Origin of the sequence: Methanoculleus sp. UBA291 (genome assembly GCF_002499755.1) — an archaeon.
GTDB classification, from domain to species: domain Archaea; phylum Halobacteriota; class Methanomicrobia; order Methanomicrobiales; family Methanoculleaceae; genus Methanoculleus; species Methanoculleus palmolei.
This window is the reverse complement of the sequence record NZ_DANC01000029.1, coordinates 64622-84290: the sequence shown is the minus strand read 5'-3', so window position 1 is coordinate 84290 and position 19669 is coordinate 64622. Positions and strand designations below refer to the sequence as shown.

Annotated in this window: 17 protein-coding genes and 1 tRNA gene; 12 read left to right on the top strand and 6 right to left on the bottom strand. The window is 61.4% G+C overall.

The genetic code is table 11. The features are described from left to right. Positions 1-7 precede the first annotated feature (7 nt). Positions 8-790 carry an MBL fold metallo-hydrolase gene (locus tag BP737_RS07050; protein WP_292407067.1) on the top strand — a complete coding sequence of 261 codons (783 nt, stop codon included), beginning with the start codon at positions 8-10 and terminating at the stop codon, positions 788-790. 13 nt (positions 791-803) lie between these two features. Here the strand turns inward: BP737_RS07050 and BP737_RS07045 are convergent, their stop codons facing one another. Beyond that, the gene (locus BP737_RS07045; protein WP_292407065.1) at positions 804-2093 is read right to left on the bottom strand and encodes a PAS domain S-box protein; all 1290 of its coding nucleotides are present in this window, start codon (positions 2091-2093) and stop codon (positions 804-806) included. A gap of 246 nt (positions 2094-2339) precedes the next feature. Continuing rightward, positions 2340-3515 (bottom strand): hypothetical protein, encoded by a 1176-nt coding sequence (locus BP737_RS07040; protein ID WP_292407062.1) that lies wholly within the window; start codon positions 3513-3515, stop codon positions 2340-2342. 100 nt (positions 3516-3615) lie between these two features. Between BP737_RS07040 and BP737_RS07035 the strand changes: the two genes are divergently transcribed. The 7 genes from BP737_RS07035 to BP737_RS07005 all read left to right on the top strand — a co-directional run bounded on the left by BP737_RS07035 (position 3616) and on the right by BP737_RS07005 (position 9962). Then, positions 3616-4026 (top strand): PaaI family thioesterase, encoded by a 411-nt coding sequence (locus BP737_RS07035; RefSeq protein ID WP_292407059.1) that lies wholly within the window; start codon positions 3616-3618, stop codon positions 4024-4026. A 139-nt stretch (positions 4027-4165) separates the two neighbouring features. Next, entirely contained in the window at positions 4166-5761 is a 1596-nt protein-coding gene (locus BP737_RS07030; RefSeq protein WP_342686066.1) for a CTP synthase, read from the top strand. Positions 5762-5765: 4 nt separating this feature from the next. Beyond that, complete coding sequence (guaA, locus tag BP737_RS07025; RefSeq protein WP_292407050.1) at positions 5766-6683, top strand: glutamine-hydrolyzing GMP synthase; 918 nt, start codon at positions 5766-5768, stop codon at positions 6681-6683. A gap of 4 nt (positions 6684-6687) precedes the next feature. Further along, entirely contained in the window at positions 6688-7812 is a 1125-nt protein-coding gene (locus BP737_RS07020) for an acetylornithine transaminase (protein ID WP_342686065.1), read from the top strand. Beyond that, entirely contained in the window at positions 7796-8854 is a 1059-nt protein-coding gene (gene hisC / locus BP737_RS07015) for a histidinol-phosphate transaminase (protein WP_292407041.1), read from the top strand. The genes BP737_RS07020 and hisC overlap by 17 nt, the downstream gene beginning before the upstream one ends. Then, a complete protein-coding gene (locus BP737_RS07010) occupies positions 8851-9363 on the top strand; it encodes an adenylate kinase family protein (protein WP_292407039.1) in 513 nt (170 codons plus the stop codon). The genes hisC and BP737_RS07010 overlap by 4 nt, the downstream gene beginning before the upstream one ends. Next, on the top strand, positions 9360-9962 hold the full coding sequence (locus tag BP737_RS07005; RefSeq protein WP_342686064.1) for a CDP-alcohol phosphatidyltransferase family protein: 603 nt from the start codon (positions 9360-9362) through the stop codon (positions 9960-9962). The genes BP737_RS07010 and BP737_RS07005 overlap by 4 nt, the downstream gene beginning before the upstream one ends. Positions 9963-10023: 61 nt before the next feature. On the opposite strand, the gene BP737_RS07000 is transcribed toward BP737_RS07005, so the two are convergent. Next, on the bottom strand, positions 10024-10509 hold the full coding sequence (locus BP737_RS07000) for a TspO/MBR family protein (RefSeq protein ID WP_292407032.1): 486 nt from the start codon (positions 10507-10509) through the stop codon (positions 10024-10026). 430 nt (positions 10510-10939) lie between these two features. Here BP737_RS07000 and BP737_RS06995 point away from each other — a divergent pair. The 3 genes from BP737_RS06995 (at position 10940) to BP737_RS06985 (ending at position 13764) form a co-directional block, all read left to right on the top strand. Next, positions 10940-11013, top strand: a tRNA-Cys gene (locus BP737_RS06995). A 21-nt stretch (positions 11014-11034) separates the two neighbouring features. Next, complete coding sequence (gene cysS, locus BP737_RS06990; RefSeq protein WP_292407029.1) at positions 11035-12294, top strand: cysteine--tRNA ligase; 1260 nt, start codon at positions 11035-11037, stop codon at positions 12292-12294. A 240-nt stretch (positions 12295-12534) separates the two neighbouring features. Then, on the top strand, positions 12535-13764 hold the full coding sequence (locus BP737_RS06985) for a trans-sulfuration enzyme family protein (RefSeq protein ID WP_292407025.1): 1230 nt from the start codon (positions 12535-12537) through the stop codon (positions 13762-13764). 68 nt (positions 13765-13832) lie between these two features. Here BP737_RS06985 and BP737_RS06980 read toward each other — a convergent pair whose 3' ends face one another. Then, the gene (locus BP737_RS06980; protein ID WP_292407023.1) at positions 13833-15296 is read right to left on the bottom strand and encodes an RNA-guided endonuclease InsQ/TnpB family protein; all 1464 of its coding nucleotides are present in this window, start codon (positions 15294-15296) and stop codon (positions 13833-13835) included. A 256-nt stretch (positions 15297-15552) separates the two neighbouring features. Further along, positions 15553-15699 (bottom strand): hypothetical protein, encoded by a 147-nt coding sequence (locus tag BP737_RS06975; RefSeq protein ID WP_292407019.1) that lies wholly within the window; start codon positions 15697-15699, stop codon positions 15553-15555. Positions 15700-15848: 149 nt separating this feature from the next. Here BP737_RS06975 and BP737_RS06970 point away from each other — a divergent pair, with 149 nt between their 5' ends. After that, positions 15849-16709: a methanogenesis marker 8 protein gene (locus tag BP737_RS06970; protein ID WP_292407016.1), complete on the top strand. Its 861-nt coding sequence runs from the start codon at positions 15849-15851 to the stop codon at positions 16707-16709. A gap of 61 nt (positions 16710-16770) precedes the next feature. On the opposite strand, the gene BP737_RS06965 is transcribed toward BP737_RS06970, so the two are convergent. After that, positions 16771-19236 (bottom strand): PAS domain S-box protein, encoded by a 2466-nt coding sequence (locus BP737_RS06965; RefSeq protein WP_292407013.1) that lies wholly within the window; start codon positions 19234-19236, stop codon positions 16771-16773. Between the last annotated feature and the right edge of the window lie 433 nt (positions 19237-19669).

Below are 19669 nucleotides of genomic sequence, written 5' to 3'. Positions count from 1 at the left end.
TCTTACAATGAAACTGACGATCCTCGCCAGCGGGAGCAAAGGGAATTGCACCTACCTCCGAGGAGAGCGCGGTGCGTTGCTCATCGATGCGGGGCTCTCAGCGCGTGAAACCCTTCGGCGCCTCAGAGCCGCCGGAGGAGATGCAGGGCTCATCGAAGGGATTCTCGTTACCCACGAGCATATCGACCACATCCGGGGCGTCGATGTCCTGGCAAGGAGGCTGGACGTGCCCGTCTACGCGACCGGCGGCACGCTTGAAGCGTTCTCGGGAAGATGCGGGGAGACGACAACAGTCCGGAGGTGTCGGTACGACGAACCGTTCTGTCTCGGGGACTTCTCGGTCGAGGCCTTCCCGACCTCCCACGACGCACGGGAACCCTGCGGGTTCCGCATCACCGAAGGCGACCTCCGCATCGGGTGCTGCACCGATACCGGCACCGTCACCGCCTCCATGTTCGACCGGCTCGCCTCCTGCGACGCCGTCCTCCTGGAGAGCAACCACTGCCCGGAGATGCTTGAGAACGGACCCTATCCCGCGTATCTAAAAAGCCGGATACGGTCGAAACGCGGCCACCTCTCAAACCCCGATGCCGCCCGATGCCTGCAGAGGCTCGCCGACCACATCCACATGGCGGTCCTCGCCCACTTAAGCGAGATCAACAATACCCACGAGAAGGCGCTTCTCTCCGCGCTCGAAGGGCTCGGATTCTACTCCGACCAGGTAGGGGTCACCGTAGCGCCCCAGGACCCCGGCCCGGTGCACCCGGAGTCCTGCGGCTTTCGGCTCTGAGCGCTCCCGCACCTCACTGTTTTCGAAGCATACAGACCATACCGATCACGGCACCAGCAGCATCGGTGATCGGGTCGGCACAGACGCGGACCAGCCGTTTTGAACCGTCGTCTCTCACGAGCACCGCTCCTTCGACGCACTCCGCGGACCTGCCCTGCCTGAGGACCACCGACGAGAGGACCCCCTGGAGATCGCCTCCCGGGAGGAGCGGCCAGAGGGGTTTCCCGGTCAGTTCCTCCCCTGCATAGCCGGTCAGACGTTCGGCCGCCCGGTTGACGACGAGGACCGTCCCGGAGGCGTCGACGGTGATCCGCCCCTCTTCGGGTTCGGCCGGGTTCAGGGTGCCCTGCTCGATCGACGAGTCCAGCCACTCCCCGGCGGCCTGCCTCTCGGTCATCTCGATGTAATAGAGGAGACGCCGGAGACGCTGGTTCGAATGTTCGAGGTCGGCGGTTCGCTCGGCAACGAGGTCCTCCAGGTGCTCGCGGTGGCGACGCAGTTCCTGCTCCGCTTCCTTCCGCTCCGTAATATCCCTGACGACGGTCATCGCCTGCATCTCGTACATCGGCACGACGCGCGCCTCATAATGCCGGACCTTCCCGGCCTCCGCATGACTGAACTCCAGGGGTGCGGCAGGTGTATCCGTCCGAACGGCCTGCCGCAGCGCATCCAGAAGCGCCACCCCGATTCCGGCAGGGAACTGGTCCTGTACCCGTCGCCCGAGCAGCATCCGGGACGCAAGCGAGACCTCCGCCAGCCTGCCTGCGCGGGAATCGAGAATCGTGCCGTCGGCGTTCAGCCGGAGGAAGAGATCAGGAAAAGCCTCGATCACTGCGGTCAGCTCGGAAGTGGTCTGCCTGAGACGCTCCTCGACCAGAACCTGCTCGGTGACGTCCCGGAGAGTGAGCAAACTGCAGCCGCCGCCAACCGGCACCCGCCGGAGCTCGATATCCCGCACCTTCTTCCCATCCCGGCAAACCACACCGGCGACCAGAGTGTCCCGGTCGCCACGGACCAGTTCCTGCCATATCTCCAGGACTTCCTGTCGATACGCCGGATTCGGATGAGCACGCTCGAACCACGCATTCAACACGGGAATGTCCTCGAGGGTATATCCGGTGATCCGGGTAAACGCCGGGTTCAGGTACCGGCACTCGCCCGTATCGTCCACCAGAACAAGCCCGTCCGGCGATTCGCGGAGGATCGAGAGGCAGACATCCGCCCCGGGATGCGGCGATTCGCGGGCGGCTTCGACCCCGGATACCTCCCTGCCAGTGTTATGCGTAGTAGTGTTTCCCGTCATTGTAACCGATCCTCCGCCGGCCGACCCGGATTCAAGACGCCCGAGCGTAACCCGTAGGAGGTTTTGCCTGTTAGAGTAAATATACCCATCGTTATCTATTTTCGATGGAACTTTGAGTAAACGCGTTTTTAAGAATACAAAAGAACCCCCAGGGGATTTAGCACCCATTAAAGGGGTCCCGACGATCCACGGGAACAGCACGGGGTTATACGCGACAGGAACCCGGGAGCCCTTGCAGGACTTTTGTTACCCCTCGATCTTCAGGACATTCATACAGTACTGGTCGACGCTCGAAAACAGAGTCGATTTCGCCCGTTTTGCCCGGTCGTCATCCCCTTCGATGAAATCCCGGAGGATATACTCGAGCGCTGCAATATAGTGGCTCCGCCAGGCCAGGGCCTTCTTTGCCTCTTCGAAGCAGAGGTAACTCTCGGTCTTGTGGTTGCACATGACCTCGAGCACGGCGTCCAGCAGCAGCAGGAGGTGCCGGGGAAACCCGTTTAAGATGGCAAGTTTTCGAAAACTTGCGTAGGATTTCGGCTGCGCTCCGAGGATCGCAAGTTTCATCCCGAAATAAAGCGAGCCGTGGTCGTCAGGATACTGTTGCATCATCTGTTTGACGATAGCGGCGGCACCGCTCCCGCTGCACAGTTTTACGCGGGTGTCAAACGCCTCCACCAGGAAGGACCTGTTATCCGGGAACCGCTCCAGGGCGTAATCGAGGAGGTGCTGGCGACGATCGAGGTCGTCCTCGTAGTTTGCCTGCAGAATCCCGATACGGTAAAACTCGGGTTCGCTCGGAAACCAGGTGAATGCGAGGTCCAGCATGAACCAGAAGATCTGGTTCAGCCGGGTGTCTTTACGATTGAACACCTCCAAACGATTGAGCGGAGCGCGGGTCCGGGCGAGGTTCAGCATCTCCTCCCGGGCATGAAGTTCCATATCATCAGGGCGAAGATCCCGCTTCCTGTTCGGTGCCAGGGAGAGAGCATAGTAAATGTAAGCGATCGCCGTGTTGACCCGACCGTCGTAGTTCCGGTAACGGGTAAAGTATTCGATTGCCTGAGGGTAGTTGCCGGTATCGACCAGTTTGAGGCCTACGATCACATCGAGGGTCGCCCGTCCCCGACGACGCCGCTTGTTTCCCATGGCGTGCCGCAGGATCTTTTCGAGAAACTCCGGCGTAGGAGGTTCGCGCGTGGTGTTGAGAAGCGTGAAGGTGGTTGCATCGATGAAATCGTCGTAGGCCCCGTCGAGGAGGTCGGGAAAGGCCTTATCGAGCGTAGCGGCAACGTGCCCGAAGAAGACCGGGAGGTTGGCCTCCACCTGATCGATGTGCGCCGCAACGTAATCGTCCATGGTAGCCCGAAGTTGCTCAAGTCTCCGATTTCGAAGCGCTTCGGGCTGCCACGCATCATCCATACAGTTACAGGTGTTCGATGGAAGAGATATTTGTTGTTCATATAAATTCACAAAACTTATCCGGGCCGACCCCAAAACACCGTAAGACAGGCGTGGTTATGTGGGCTACATTGACGAACTAAAACGGATAGGAAGAGATGCGAATCCCTTCTTTACACTGATGGGCATCGAGGCGGAGGAGTTCGGCGACGGATGCGCCCGCCTCAGCATGGAGGTTCGGCCGGATATGTTGAACGGCGTCGGGTGGCTTCAGGGGGGGATCTACGTGGCGCTTGCAGACGAGGCTATCGCGCTTGCACTCCACACGCTTCTTACCGATACGGAAGAGATCGCCACGATCGACGAGCACACCAGTTTCATAAAAGGGGTCAATGCCGGAAGGATCGTCGCCACCGGCAGAGTCATCCGTAAAGGACGCCGCGTAGCGTTTGCAGACGGAGAGGTCCGGAACGCGGCGGATGATACCCTCCTATCCCGGACATCGACCTCGTTCGCGGTTGTAGGCCGATAGCATCGCGGCAGGTTCCCGCAAAAAACCCCTTATTACGCCGGCAGAACGTCCCGGGGGATACGGGAACCATACATTCTCAATATCCGAGATCACATACATGAGATAGAAACTCTGGAACATTTCGGAGGGGAACAGGAGTTTGAAGTACATTGTTGTAACCGGCGGCGTCATGAGCGGACTCGGGAAAGGCATCACCACCGCCTCCATAGGTCGCCTCTTGAAAAATCGCGGCTACCAGGTAACGGCGGTGAAGATCGACCCGTATCTGAACATCGATGCCGGCACCATGAACCCCGCCCAGCACGGGGAGGTCTTCGTCCTCTCCGACGGGGGAGAGGTCGACCTCGACCTGGGCAACTACGAACGGTTTCTGGACATCAACCTCAAGTCGCTCCACAATATCACGACCGGAAAGGTCTATCGGAACGTCATCGAGAAAGAGCGGCGCGGGGACTTCCTCGGCGCGACCGTCCAGATCATCCCCCATATCACCGACGAGATCAAGCACTGTATCCGCGGGGCGGCAGAAGTAGAAGTAAACGGCGGCAAGAAGGCTGAGATCTGCATGGTGGAGGTCGGCGGCACGGTCGGCGATATCGAGAGCATGCCGTTCCTTGAGGCCGTCCGACAGATGCACGGCGAACTTGCGCCGCAGGACATGCTTCTCGTCCACGTCACCCTGGTCCCGGTGGACACCATGGGCGACCTCAAGACCAAGCCCACGCAGCACTCGGTCAAGGCGCTTCGGGAACTCGGGCTGCAGCCCGATATCATCGTGGGCAGGAGCAGCGAGGTGATCGGCCCGCAGACGAAGAAGAAGATCTCCGCCTTTACCGACGTCCCGGCAAAGGCCGTGGTCTCCGCAAAGGACGTCCCGGACATCTACCAGATCCCGGTAGAACTGGAGAAAGAAGGACTTGCAGACGTCATCTGCGGTTACCTGGCCCTCGAGAACAGGGAACCAGACCCCACGTGGTACCGGGTCGTCTCGCAGGAGTACACGAGCCGGGTGACGGTCGCCATCGTGAGCAAGTACGGGATCGAGGACGTCTACATGTCCATCAAGGAGTCGCTCAAACACGCCGGCCGGGCTCTCTCCACCGAGGTAAACATACGCTGGCTGGATGCGGAGACGTTCAGCCTCCGCGATCTTGCCGATGTGGACGGCATCCTGATCCCCGGGGGATTCGGCAAGCGCGGGATCGAGGGCAAGATCCGGGCGATACAATACGCCCGCGAGAACAGGAAGCCCTATCTCGGCCTCTGTCTCGGCTTCCAGCTCTCGGTGATCGAGTACGCACGGCATGTCCTCGGCATACCCGACGCCACCAGCGAAGAGATGGGGCCGGGAACGCATGTCATTGCCATCCTTCCCGAGCAGGAGGACGTCTCGAACCTCGGCGGCACGATGCGCCTCGGGAACTGCAACGTCGATCTCAAAGAAGGAACAAGAGCGGCCGAACTCTACGGCAAGACCGGGACCGTGGAACGGCACCGGCACCGTTACGAGGTGAACCCCATGTTCATCAAAGACCTCGAAGACGCCGCCCTCGTCTTTTCTGGCTCATGCGGGGAGCGGATGGAGATCTGCGAACTTCCGGACCACCCCTTCTACCTCGCCACCCAGTTCCACCCCGAGTTCAAGTCGAGTCCGACAAAACCCTCTCCGCCCTACATCGGCTTTGTAGAGGCGTGCAAAAAGAATAAATCCTCTTCAAAAGACCAGGTGAGATAACAGAATGGTAAACGTCGAGAAGTTTATCGATCAGGCGATCCGGCGAATACGCGATGCCGCCGGAGAAGAGAAGGTCGTGATGGCGCTCTCCGGCGGCGTGGACTCGTCGGTCTGCGCGGAGCTTGCCTCCCGTGCCATCGGCGATCGGCTCATCCCGATATACGTGGATACCGGCCTCATGCGAAAGGGAGAGACCGAACGGATACGCTCTCTCTTCGACGGGAAAAATCTCCACATTGTGGATGCGGGCGATGAGTTCTTTGCGGCGCTCAAGGGGGTCGCGGACCCCGAAGCAAAACGCAAAGCCATCGGCGAGAAGTTCGTCCGGATCTTCGAGCGGGAGGCGAAGCGCAAGGGAGCGACGATGCTCCTGCAGGGGACCATCTACCCCGACCGTATCGAGAGCGAAGGGGGAATAAAAAGCCACCACAACGTGGGCGGCATGCCCCTCGACATCAAGTTCAAAGGCGTCATCGAGCCGCTCGCGGACCTCTACAAGGATGAGGTCCGCGAGGTCGCCGGCGGGCTCGGGCTTCCGGTGGAGATCCAGCACCGGATGCCCTTCCCGGGACCGGGGCTTGCCGTCAGGGTCCTCGGTGAGGTGACGAGAGAGAAGATCGCGATCGTCCGGGAGGCAAACGCCATCGTCGAGGAGTGCCTGGTGGAGGAATTCCACCCCTGGCAGTGCTTTGCGGCGCTCATCGGCCTCGGGACCGGGGTGAAAGGGGACGTCCGGCTGCTCGGCTGGATCGTCGCGGTCCGGGCCGTCCAGTCGCGGGACGGCATGACCGCCGACCCGCTGCTCCTGCCCCACGAGACGCTTTCGCGGATGGCAGCCCGGATCACCGCCGCTATCCCGGGGGTTTCCCGGGTCGTCTACGACGTCACCCCGAAACCCCCCGCGACGATAGAGTATGAGTGAGACCATGGCAGAAGATTCACGGGTGCTTGATGCACGCTACTACATGCCCGCGTTCGGCCGGACGATGAAAGTTGTCCGCGGCGCGGGCTCAAGCGTCTGGGACGACGAAGGACGGGAATACATCGACTGTGTGGCGGGGATTGCGGTCTGCAGCACCGGCCACTGCCACCCGAAGGTTGTGAAAGCGATCTGCGATCAGGCCCACCGACTGATCCACTGCTCGAACCTCTACTACGTCCCGAACCAGGCGGAACTTGCGGAGCGACTGGTGGGGATCACGGGGCTCGCAAAGGCTTTCTTCTCGAACTCCGGCGCGGAGGCGAACGAGGGCGCGATAAAACTCTCCCGCGTCCGGACGGGGAGAAAGAAGTTCGTTGCGTTCAATCACGGGTTCCACGGCAGGACGTGCGGGTCGCTCGCCGTCACCCACAAACCCGCTATTCGGGAGCCGTTCGAACCGCTCTCGCCCTCCTGCACATTCGTCGACTACGGCGACCTCGACGCTCTCGCAGAGGCCGTCGATGCGGATACCGCCGGGGTCTTTGTCGAACCGATCCAGGGTGAAGCAGGCGTCCTGATCCCGCCCGATGATTTCCTCCGGGGCATCCGGGAGATCTGCGACGATACCGGTGCGCTGATGATCGTCGATGAGGTGCAGACCGGAATGGGCCGGACCGGCAGGTGGTTTGCCTTCCAGCACACCGGCGTCGCCCCCGATATCGTCACGATCGCAAAGGGGCTTGCAAGCGGTTTCCCCATCGGCGCGCTCGTCGCACGGGAAGGGCTCGAATTTCAGAGGAGCGAGCACGGGAGCACGTTCGCCGGAGGGCCGCTCGCCTGTGCGGCGGCACTCGCGACGATCGACGTCATCGAGGAGATCCTCCCCGACATCCCGCGGAAGGGCGAGATGTTCATGAATGGCCTCTCCCGCCACACTCCCCGCGGCCGCGGCCTGATGATCGGGATCTCGGTCGGCGACCGGTGTCCGGAAGTGCAGCGGACCTGTGCCGAGAACGGCGTGCTCGTCAACTGCGCCGCCGACGGGAACCTCCGCCTCGTCCCGCCGCTCGTGATCACGGACGAAGAGATCAAGACAGCCGTCGGTGTCATCAATGCGGCGCTTGGTTAGAGCGTGCTTCGCGGGAGCGAACGGCTACTCCTACGCGAAGAAGGCGGAGGACGTCGCGCGGGAGCACGGCATCGACCGGGTGGCCCGCCTTGCAAGCAACGAGAATCCCCGGCCGCCGACACCGGCCGCAATCGAAGCAGCGACGGCTGCGCTCGGGACGGTCAATCGCTACCCGGACGAACGGACGGCGGCGCTCGTCGAGGCTCTCCGCCGCTACCACGGTGACTACCGGTTCGTCACCGGTGCGGGGATGGACGGCGTCATCGAGACGGTCATCCGGACGGTCGTCGAGCCCGGGGAAGCGGTGGTCGTCTCGACCCCCACCTTCTCGTTCTACGGGCTCGCGGCCGCGGCGCACGGCGCCCGGGTCGTGAACGTCCCCCGCCGGGAGGACTTCTCGGTCGATCCGGCAGAGTTCATTGAAGCCTCGCGGGGGGCGAAACTCGCCTTCCTCTGCTCCCCGAACAACCCCACGGGGAACTCGGTCTCCCCCGAAACGGTCGAGGAGATCCTCGAGGAGACGGAGGGGCTGCTCTTCCTCGACAACGCCTACGTCGACTTTTCAGATATCGACTACCGGCCCCTCATGCGGCGGCACGACAACCTGGTCCTCGGACGGACGATGTCGAAGATCTTCGCCCTTGCCGGGTTGCGGGTCGGCTACGCCTTCGTCCCGGAGTGGCTGGAGCCGTTTTATCGCCGGGCGGCGACGCCGTTTGCGTTGAACTCGGTCTCCGCAGCGGCTGCCGTCGGGGCGCTCGCGGACCCCGACCGGGTGCGCGAGGTCCGCGACCACGTCCGGCGGTGGAGGCTGCGGTTCCGGAATGAGACCCCGTTTACGACGTTCCCCTCGGACGCAAATTTTGTCATGATCGACGTCGCTCCCTGCACGGGTGATGAGGCGGTGGAACACCTTGCGGCGAGGGGAGTCCTCGTCCGGTCCTGCACCAGTTTCCCGGGGCTCGGAGACCACTATATCCGGGTCAGCATCGGCGAAGAATGGGAAAACGTTCGATTCCTCGAGGCGATTCGCGACCTATGATGACAGGCCTCACCGGCACGCCGGGAACCGGAAAAACGTCCGTTGCGGCGGAACTCGAACAGCGGGGCCACCGGGTCGTCCGGCTGACCGATACCGTGCGGCCCTACGTCATCGAGGAGGACCCCTGCCGCGAGACCCTGGTGGTGGACGTCGACCGGTGGGCGGAAGAGTTCGAGCCGGTCGACGGGATCGTCGAGGGCCACCTCGCACACCTCCTCCCCTGCGACCGGGTGGTGGTCCTCCGGTGCCGGCCGGACGTCCTCCGGAAACGCCTTATGCCGAGGAACTATCCCGCCGGGAAGGTCGCCGAGAACGTCGAGGCGGAGGCGCTCGACGTCATCCTGATCGAGACGCTGGAAGAGCATCCGGGAGAGCGCGTCCTTGAGGTGGATACGACCGATCTCCCGGTCGGCGAGTGTGCGGACCGGATAGAGCAGTTTATTCGCGGGGAACTGCCGGCGTCCTACGGGTCCATCGACTGGACAGGGTATCTGGAGCCCGGGGCATGACACTGGACCAGTTCCGGCCGCAGATGCAGGGCATCATTCAGCCCATGGTGAACCTGGCAAAGAAGATCGGGCTCACCCCGAACGGGCTCACCGTTGCATCTTTCTTCGTATCGATACTCGCGGGTATAGCGTTCTATGCCGGGGGCGTCGTGCTCGGGATCGTCATGGTCGTCCTGAACGCCGTCTTCGACGCTCTTGACGGAGCGCTCGCACGGGACACGGGGGCCGCGGGCCTTCGGGGCGACTTCCTCGACCACGTCATCGACCGCTACGCCGACATATTCATCATCACCGGCATCTTCGCAGGCGGCGCCGCCCCCTGGCCGATCGGCGTCTTCGCCCTGACCGGCGTCCTGATGTCTTCGTACCTCGGCACCCAGGCGCAGGCCGTCGGGGTCGGCAGGTACTACGGGGGCATCCTCGGCCGGGCGGACCGCCTGGTGCTGATCATCATCGCCGGCGCGCTCACGGTGCTGCTCCCGGAAACGATATATGGCATGAACTTCCTCGGGTGGCTCCTCGTCATATTCGGGATATTCGGACACTACACCGCACTGCAGCGGTTCGTCCACGTCTGGCGGCAGATCGATAAACGCTGACGCCCGACATCTTTCACAAATCCCGGCGCCGGGGGCCTTGCCCCCGGAAAATAGGTCATTTTTACGGATTGAGAACGTAGATGCCGTAGTTGAGATACGCCGCGAAACTCACCCAGAGGAGGTAGGGGACGAGCAACACCGCCGCGGGCACGGAGACCCGGTAGAAGGCGCCGATCGTCATGAGGATAGCAACCCAGAGGAGCACGATCCCGAGGAGAGCGAAGAACGGTGACTGCAGTCCGAAGAAGAAGTACGACCAGAGGACATTCAAGGCCAGTTGGACGGCGAAGATCGTCATGGCGACCTGCACGTTCTTCTGCCCCCACCCCTTGCTCCAGACGAAGTAAAGCGCGACGCCCATGAGGATATAGAGCACCGTCCAGGTGGGGCCAAAGATCCACGCCGGAGGGGTCAGGTCGGGCTTTGCAAGCGCGGCATACCAGGTCGGAACGGCGGGTGTCGTGAAGACCGACCCGATCAGCCCCGCAAGCAGGCAGACCGCGATCGCCGCAAGGAACTGGATAACCCGGATGTATGTGGATGCCACGACGGTAAAGTAGCAGTCATACGCCTTAAATCTTTTGATATCAGGGCAAGATGTCAGCCCTGGTCCCGACGGAAAGCCGACGATATGCCTTCCTCGAAAACGAGGAGGATACAACCCCCGCATATCCGGATCATCAGACCATTTATACGGGGCCGCAACTCTCCGGCTCCTTTATCAATGGATGCGGAGCGATCCTGCAGAAAGGCGGCGGCTCCGGGCAGGACAAACATTCAAGACGGCACCGCACCATGAGGGCCCGCTGCAGGAGGTATCCCTTCACGGTAACCAATACGACTAAAAGTGATGGATACATAGGCACGAGAGATCACCCGATGATCGCCGTTGACGACCGGCACATCACTCCCGGAGAGTACGGCAGCCGGGTGTGCCGGAAAGGGCCGCGCAACCGCGAAGCGGGAAGCAGCACGAAGCCGGTGTGGCAGAGCGGTATAATGCCTTCGCCTGCAAAGCGAATGTTTGGGGGTTCGACTCCCTCCGCCGGCGTCCGATGGAGGAGATCGGTACTTGGACCTCTACAGTACGTTATCGAGAACCGTAGAGCCGCTCGTGACCCGTAACCCTGGCAGGGTATACTTATTCGTCTGCGGCCCGACGGTGTACGACTACTCGCACCTTGGTCACGCCAGGACCTACATCGTCTTTGACGTCCTGGCGAAGTACCTCCGGTGGACGGGGCTGGAAGTATTCTATCTCCAGAATATCACCGATGTCGACGACAAGATCATCAACCGCGCAAAGGAAGAGGGCGTGCCCCAGAGCGTACTCGCACGAACGTTTGAGGCCGCATACCTCCGGGACATGCGCTCCCTGGGAATCGATGCGGTGAGTTACCATGCCCGCGCCACCACGCATATCCCGGAGATCCTATCCCAGGCGGAGCGCCTGCTCGGGCGCGGCGCGGCATACGTCACAGAGGCCGGAGTCTATTTCGACGTGAGTACGTTCGAGCGCAACGGAGAGCTGTCCGGCCAGCATGGAACGGACCGCATCAGCCGGGTAACCGGCGAAGGAAAACGCACACCTCTGGACTTTGTGCTCTGGAAGTTCGGAGAATTCGGAGAGTATACCTGGGACTCCCCCTGGGGCCGGGGGCGGCCCGGGTGGCACATCGAGGATACTGCGGTCACCGAGAAATACTTCGGGCAGCAGTATGACATCCACGGCGGGGGGCTGGACCTGATCTTTCCCCACCATGAAGCGGAGATCGCGCAGATGGAATCGATGGAAGGAAAGCACCCGATGGTCAGGTATTGGATGCACACGGGATTCCTGACGGTCGAAGGGAAGAAAATGTCGAAATCGCTCGGCAACTTCATCACCGTCAGGGACGCGCTCAAGACCTGGAATAAAGACGTCCTGAGATATTATATTCTGCTGTCGCACTATCGGTCCCCGCTTCAGGCCACCGAAGAGGGAATAGCACATGCGGCGCGGGCGCTCGAACATATCCGTGCGGCTGCAAAAAAAGATGCCGGAGAGGACCGGGAAGGAAGAAAAGCGTTCATCGATGCCATGGAATCGGACCTCAACACACCGATGGCGCTCGCCGCCGTCCAGAAACTCGCCGCGAACGGGGATATCGGGGCTTTGAAAGAGTTCGGGGAGATCCTCGGAATAAATTTCCTGCGCGAGGCAAGCGTGCCCATACGCGTCCTTCAGGAGATCCGGGCGGAACTGCGCGCCAAAAAACAGTTCGAGGTCTCGGACATGATCCGCGAGCGGATGACGGCCGCCGGGATCACCGTAACCGACCCGTCGCTCTGATCGCGGTCCCGGCGGTGCGCCGCCGAACGCTGGCATCTCTTATTTCCCCATTGTCGGGCGCCCGGAACAGGACGCGGCAATAATTGCCCGAAATTGAGGAACTATCCCTTCTCCCTTCCAATACGGGAGTGTAACAACAAGCCTCTACCGGAATGCTCCGGGGATCTCCCTCCGGCGGCCCGTGATGATACTCGCGTGGCCGGCGGTTTTGGGCGAACGACTTTTTAGGATATGATACGAGTGACAGAAAAAAACACCCCCCACCGGGGACTTATGACCGACGCGGTCCATGCCGGGGAGACCCCCGATCCCGTGACGCGAGCGTCGGCTCCCGGCATCGTCACGTCGACAACGTTCCTCGCCGATGCCGGTGCTTCGTTCTCCGCCGAAGATTTCGGAGATGCAACTCCCTATCTGTACTCCCGCTGGAAGAACCCGACCGTGGATCAGCTGGAGCAGAAACTTGCCGCCCTCGAGGGGGCGGAGGCGGCCGTGGCGTTCGGAAGCGGCATGGCAGCCGTCACCGCGCTGCTCCTGTACAACCTCTCCGCGGGAGATCACCTCGTCATCAGCGACGTATCCTATGCCGCGACGGCGGAGATGACGAACGAACTCATCCCACGTCTGGGCATATCGGTCACGAAGGTCGACATGTCCGATCCGGAGAACCTCCGGGATGCACTCCGCCCGAATACCCGGCTCGTCTATGCGGAGACGCCGGCAAATCCGATCCTCCGTCTGACCGATATTGAAGCCGTCGCCGGCATTGCACATGAGAACGGGTCGAAGGTCGCCGTGGACGCCACCTTCGCCTCGCCCATAGGCATCCACCCGCTCGAACTTGGCGCCGACTATGTGATCCATTCCCTGACCAAGTACATCTGCGGGCACGGGGATGCCATCGGAGGTGCGGTTCTCGGGAACAGAAAAGACATGGCCGGCATCAGGAAAGAAGTCGAGATCCGGACCGGCGGAATATTAAGCCCGTTCAATGCCTGGCTCATCCAGCGGGGCGCATCGACCCTCCCCCTCCGGATGAAAGCCCACGAAACAGGGGCCCTTGCCGTTGCAAAGTTCCTGGAGGATCACCCGAAGGTGACCCGGGTCGTATATCCCGGCCTTGCTTCGCACCCCCAGCATGCTCTGGCGGCGCGCCAGCTCAAAAACTTCTCCGGTATGCTGACGTTTCAGGTAGCAGACGGTGCAAACGCTGCAAAGATCCTCGCCGACCGGCTCTCGATCATCCATTACGCCGTCTCGCTCGGCCACGTACGGAGCCTCGTCTTTTACCTTCCCACGGACGAGATGCTCCGGACCTCCTTCCGGATGACCCCGGCGCAGGAACGGTCGTACCGGGCGTTCGCGGGCGACGGGATCTTCCGGCTCTCGGTCGGTCTTGAGGACCCCGAGGACCTCTGCGCGGACCTTGAGTATGCCCTTGCAGGGGTCCCGTCAACTACCCCCCGCTAACGCAGCGACTGTAATTCTTGTCCAGCCAAACCAGGTCTGCTTGCAGGGGTCCCGTCAACTACCCCCCGCTAACGCAGGGGGCTTGCGGCTGGGGCCCCTTGCGGGGCACAGGGCTGCACTTTAATGTGTGCGAAGGTTGACGGTTCAAAAGACGTCCTTATTCGCACGGGACGGTTGACGCGGCCCCTACCGATTATCCGTGGGACCACGGAATCGCACCTAGCGGTGCTCACGCTCCCTTCGGTCGACGAATCCCTGGCTACTTTTCTCAAATGATTCAGAGCACCGTTGACGTCGGCATTGATCAGAGTATCCCGGGCACTCTGATACAACCCTCTCTTGACCCGCCGCGTTCTCCCGTAGGGAGGTTTCCGGATCGGGTCAAGGTTCAGAGCATCGACCTGCGAGGTGTAGGCTTCCGAGTGCGTATCGTCGAACCGGATCCCGAACAACTCGCACTTGCTCTTCAGTTTCTGCCGGAACTTGGGATAGGGGACCTGCACGAAGTTCTGGTTCCCCCGCTTGCCGTGATTGATCTTGTCCTTGATCCCGTCCCAGCGAGGGAGGATCACGGTGCCGATCCGGTGCTGGAGGGCATAGTTCACGATCCAGACTGCATATCGGTTCATCGCTTCCCCGATCCGGCAGTCCCGCTTTTTCAGCAGCCGGGCCTGCCGCTTCGTGATCCCACCGATTTTCTGCTTGTCCTTGATGCTCTGCAACCGCGCATTCTCCTTGTTGTACCACCGGTTAATTGACTTGATACGCTTACCGCCAAGAATGACGGCAGCCCCGGTGGCAGTGTCAACCATCGTCGCAAAGTTGGTGAGCCCGAGATCGATAGCGAGGTACTGGTTCGGATCAAGGTTTTGAGGCTGGTTCGGTACGGTGTAGCAGAACTCGATCTTGTACGCCTTCCCCCCGTTGACCGGCAGGATCGCGACTTCCCGGATCTGGTGCGGCTTGATGCACGGCGGGATCGGGAAGGTGAGTTCCTTCCCCGTCAGGCCATGCTGCTTCCTGAACGTGAGGGACATGCCGAGCGTCACGGACCCGTTGCGGATCGTCAGGTGCGCCCGGGGGAACGCCAGCTTGAACCGCCCATCTTTGGGGAGGTAGTGGGGAGGACTCGGACAGTACTCGAGCTGCCCCGTGCGATACAACTTCAGCAGTTCAAAGTAACTCTTGTATGCCTCTTCGACCGACCGGAGAGTCTGCTGGGCATTGTCGTTGTGCAGGAGGCCGAAGTTCTCGTTCGGCTTGGATTGAGCGTAGTTGCTGCACGCTTTGTAGGGGAAGTCCTTCTTCCGGGTAAACGGGAGGTAGGATCCGACCAGGATGTCAACCCCCGAGGTGAGATCCGGCCGGATCCCTTGAAGGATCTGGGTGTTTTCCTGGTGTGTAGCGTAGTGTTGCCGGACGTTGTACAGTCCTACGTTATACATGCTCTTGGCATGGTACGCGAGCGTATCGAGAATCTGGAACGTCTTCCGGGGAAGATGGAGATAATTGCTGACCACTCGCAGTGCCATTGATTCTAAGATTTGCCGCTCAGCGGTCTATAAGCTAACTCCCGCGGCGCGAAAGTGTACGGGGCTTGCTACGGGCAATTTCTCCCCCTGCTTGCGCAGGGGGCCTCCTTGCCCGACGAGGTGAATACGAAGGGTTGATCGAGACGCAGGCACGGGAATGGGGGATTCCCGTTGCCCCCCAGCCCGGTTTGCCAGCCTCACCTCTTCCCGGGGGCAATCTTTCAGAAAACGTCGGCGGACGGGACCGGCCCGTTGCTCAAAAACAGATCTGCAGTTCCATAAGTGCGATCGCGATGCTCACAACGATCACCGCCCCGTAGAAGACCACCGATCCGATCTCAAGCCAGGAGGTCCACCGGTTGCGTCTTTCAGCGGGGTCCGGACTGCCTCTGCTGCGGGTCATAATAGGTGGTTATGCCGGGTTCGACGATACTCCTTGGCGATGCGGCAATAATTGACGGCAATTTTCGGGGGGATCAACCGGTCAATTTGGCCGCGGGACCGAGCTTTTTAAACCGGGAAACGGATACCCCTACAGGCAGGCATCCTATCATGACAGAGGCACGTGACGAACATATTATAGAAGCGATCGGGAGGAGCCGCATCGTCATTCGCGGGGGAGAGGTCGTCGAGGTCGGCGAAGCGCGGATAAAAGAATGCCCCCTTGCAAAACGGTTTGCCCTTCCCGTTCCTGAAATCACGAAAGACGCCGTGAAAGCAAACATCGAGAACCGCATCAAGACCTGGGGGATGTGTACGCCGGAGCGGGAGGTGCTGGACACCCGGGAGTTCGTCGGGTTCGGGGCGTCCGAGATCCTGAGTTTCGGTCTTTTTGCCGGATTTATCGATGCGGTCGTCCTTGCCTGCGACGGTGCCGGGACCGTCATCGTGACAACACCCGCCCTCGTACAGGGGATCGGCGGGAGAATGTCCGGTCTCGTCGCAACAACCCCTTACCCGGAAGTGATCCGGCGAATCGAGGAGAGCGGCGGGGTTGTGATCGATAAGGCCCACGCACGCCTGGACCAGGCCGCCGGCGTCGAACGTGCCTACGAATTGGGGTATAGCAGCGTTGCGGTGACGGTCGCGCGGGCCGAGGATGCAAAGAATATCCGGAGGCTCTATCCGGACGCCGTCATCTTCGGGGTTCACGTCACGGGGCTGACCCCGGACGAAGCAGAGGTATTCGCCGCCTCGGCGGACATGATGACCGCCTGCGCCTCGAAGACCGTCAGGGAGATTGTCGGCCGGAACGCTTCTCTGCAGGCCGGTATCTCAATCCCGATCTTTATTCTCACGGCGAAGGCAAAGGACCTGGTCCTCGAAAAGATCCGCCGGAGCAGCGAGGGGGTGCTGATCAAACCCACGAGTCTCCCGGCGCTCGGGGAACGGCAGCCGGACCCGCTTGTCTGACAATCCAGAACCGCTGATGCCTTTGACTCCCCTCCCATAGGCGGGTCGCCCCGGGGAGGCTTTACCCGCCCTCCTCCCCGTCCGGGCGCTCGTCGTCGTCTTCGTCGTCCCCGGAGGGGAGAACTTCACGGAGGGTAAACCGGAACGCCGCGCCGAGATCCGGCCGCCCCTCGACCCGGTCTTCCACCCGGATAGTGCCGCCGTAGCGTTCGATGAGAGTGCGGACGATGAAGAGCCCGAGCCCGTCGCCGCACCCATCGACCCGCCCGCGCTCGAACCGGTGGAAGATCGACTCCTTCATCCCGTCCGGGATGCCCGGCCCGGTATCCTCGACCGAGACCAGCACGCTCTCGCCGTCATACTCTTCTACCCGAATGGCGACCCTGACACCCGATCCGCCGAACCTGACGGCATTCCTGATGAGGTTCGTGAACACTTCCGGGAGGAGGTCGTCCCCCCAGATCTGACAGGAGGCGCCGCCGAACTCAATCGTAACACCCGGGAAGGCCGCCGCTTCCTTCCGGATGACGGCGCCAAGGTCGACCGGCCCGATATCGGGCGAATCATGATGGATGCGGCGGATCGTGGTGACGTTGCCGATGATCTCGGCGCTCTTGCGGATGCTGCTCTGGATCTTTCGGGCATACGGTGCAGCCTCTTCCCCGAGCGTCTCGAGGAGGAGATCGGCGTAGAGGCTGGAAACGTTCTCGGCATTCTTGATGTCGTGCGTCATGATGTCGAGGTAGAGGTTCGCCTCCCGGTTTGCCGCTTCCAGTTTCTTGTGGAGCATGCCCTTCAGGATGCCCGACCCGATCTCTTTACCTATCGTCTCAAGGAGCGTCCTCTCTTCGCGAGAGAAGGACTCCTTTTCCCTGCTCGCCACATAGACCGCCCCGACAACGACCGATTCGGCGATGAGAGGGATACACGCGAGCGCCGAGACTTCGAGCTCTTCGAGCAGCCCCGCCTCGATGGCGTTCTGGTCGGACTGCCGCTCGATGTAGCGGGGCTGGCCTGCGATGAAGATGAAGTTGAACGGCCAGTGATGGACCCGGAGGATGCGGTTTTGAGGCATATACGCCGGCGGCACGCCACGCTGATACTGCAGCAGGGCCCTTTTGCGCTCGGCATCGAGCATATAGACGATGCCGACGTGGAGACCCATCAGTTCAAGCGTCTTATCGAGCGACTCCTCCAGGAGTTCGGCAAGGGAGAGGGAGGAGGCAGAGACACTGATGATCCGGTTGAGTACCATGAGTTGCTTGTTCCGGACCCGGATCTCTTCTTCGGCACGTTTGCGCTCGGTGATATCCATCACGCTGGCAATCGAGCCCCGGAACCGGCCGGACCCGTCGGTGAACGGGGACACAAACACCAGTGCGGTGATGCGGGAGCCCTCCTTCCGGACGAAGTCGCACTCGAACTGTTCCCGGCTGCCGCCCTTCAGGCGACGCAGGCGGTCCTGCATCACGGCAACACAGGAAGGAGGAAGGTATGAATAAAGCGGCGTCCCAATCATCTCTTCCGGGGCATAGTCGAGCATCTCCGCCATCCGGGGGTTGACAAACGACGTGCAGGCATCCGGATCGGACACCCAGATCCCCTCGCTGAGGCTCTCCACGACGAACCGGTATTTCTGCTCGCTCCGCCTGAGCGCCTCTTCCGCCCGCTTCCTGCCGGTAATATCGAGAATCCCGGCAATACAGCCCCCGAAAGCGCCGGCGGCGTCGACGACCGGCGACGTGACCGCGAGCACGTGGACGCATCTCCCGTCGCTATGGCGGAGATCCAGTTCGAACTCACGCCCCTGATCGATCCCCCGGCAGAACGGGTTCTTTGCGGCCGGGTCGGGAACGCCTGCGGGATCGAAGAATCCGGCGACCGGCAACCCGACCAGGCGCGCCGCCGGATAACCGAGGATCTCCTCCATACGCGGATTTGCGAAGGTGATGATACCGGCCCTGTCCACGGTGAGGACACCCTCGTTGAGGTTCTCGACCAGCCTGCGGTACATCGCTTCCGAGTGCTGGAGCGCACGTTCCGCCTGCACACGCTCCTTCGCGTACCTGACGGCCCGACAGAGCAACTCCGCATCCATCTTATCTTTGACCAGGTAATCCTGCGCGCCACGCTGCATCGCACGGAGTACGGCGGGATCGTCGCCTTCCGCGGTCAGCACGATGATCGGGGTATCGGGCGCCGCTTCCCGCAGCCGGTCAAAGACCGCCGTCCCGCGGCCGCCCGGGAGGTCGAGGTTGAAGAGCACGACTCCAGCGCCCCCCTCCGATATCGCGGCAAGCCCGTTTTCGGGGTGTTCGCAGTGCACCAGTTCAATCTCGCTCCCGCATTCCCCGAGCATCTCCCGGATGCGCCGGGAGTCGCCGGGGCTCTCCCCAATCAACAGCACCCTCAGCGGTCCGCTCAGGGTCTCGCTCATATACAGGGCCCGATACCCGTCCGCATCAGCCGTCAATTCAGATATCCCTGCTGAAGTCGGTTGCCGCCGCGTTTCACGATCATCTGCCATGAGGATGTTCTCCGGACACGCATTGTTCTGTTCTTCCGTATGGGGGACCGGCAGACCAGGGATATCCCGGCGGGATACGACCCGACCGCATCCCTGGCGGGCAAAATCTGCGATCCATTCTCTTAATAGTAGGTACCGTTCTGGAGGATTTATACCTCCTTTTTTTAATCTCTGGAGTGAGAGAGCCAGACGGGGAGATCTCCCCCACGGATGGATCGTGTCCCTTTCCATCTTCGAACCCGGGTCGAAGAACTCCGCACCCTCCTTTGTCGAGAAGGCATCTCTGGAAACAATTGGAATACCAGGGCTGGGTGTTCTCAACGGTCCCGGATTCGCGGAATGGCGGCGATGGAGGAAACCCGGCACGTCAATGCCCCGATAGCGATAGACCTGCTGACTTACGGAATATTCCGGGATGACCCTCTGATAAATA

Coding starts and splice junctions, on each gene's coding strand:
- BP737_RS07040 (WP_292407062.1), bottom strand. CDS start 3,515: ATGGATGATGCGTGGCAGCCCGAAGCGCTTCGAAATCGGAGACTTGAG.
- BP737_RS06980 (WP_292407023.1), bottom strand. CDS start 15,296: ATGGCACTGCGAGTGGTCAGCAATTATCTCCATCTTCCCCGGAAGACG.
- BP737_RS06965 (WP_292407013.1), bottom strand. CDS start 19,236: ATGGCAGATGATCGTGAAACGCGGCGGCAACCGACTTCAGCAGGGATA.
- BP737_RS07045 (WP_292407065.1), bottom strand. CDS start 2,093: ATGACGGGAAACACTACTACGCATAACACTGGCAGGGAGGTATCCGGG.
- BP737_RS07005 (WP_342686064.1), top strand. CDS start 9,360: ATGACACTGGACCAGTTCCGGCCGCAGATGCAGGGCATCATTCAGCCC.
- BP737_RS07010 (WP_292407039.1), top strand. CDS start 8,851: ATGATGACAGGCCTCACCGGCACGCCGGGAACCGGAAAAACGTCCGTT.
- guaA (WP_292407050.1), top strand. CDS start 5,766: ATGGTAAACGTCGAGAAGTTTATCGATCAGGCGATCCGGCGAATACGC.
- hisC (WP_292407041.1), top strand. CDS start 7,796: ATGCGGCGCTTGGTTAGAGCGTGCTTCGCGGGAGCGAACGGCTACTCC.
- BP737_RS06970 (WP_292407016.1), top strand. CDS start 15,849: ATGACAGAGGCACGTGACGAACATATTATAGAAGCGATCGGGAGGAGC.
- BP737_RS06975 (WP_292407019.1), bottom strand. CDS start 15,699: ATGACCCGCAGCAGAGGCAGTCCGGACCCCGCTGAAAGACGCAACCGG.
- BP737_RS07050 (WP_292407067.1), top strand. CDS start 8: ATGAAACTGACGATCCTCGCCAGCGGGAGCAAAGGGAATTGCACCTAC.
- BP737_RS07020 (WP_342686065.1), top strand. CDS start 6,688: ATGGCAGAAGATTCACGGGTGCTTGATGCACGCTACTACATGCCCGCG.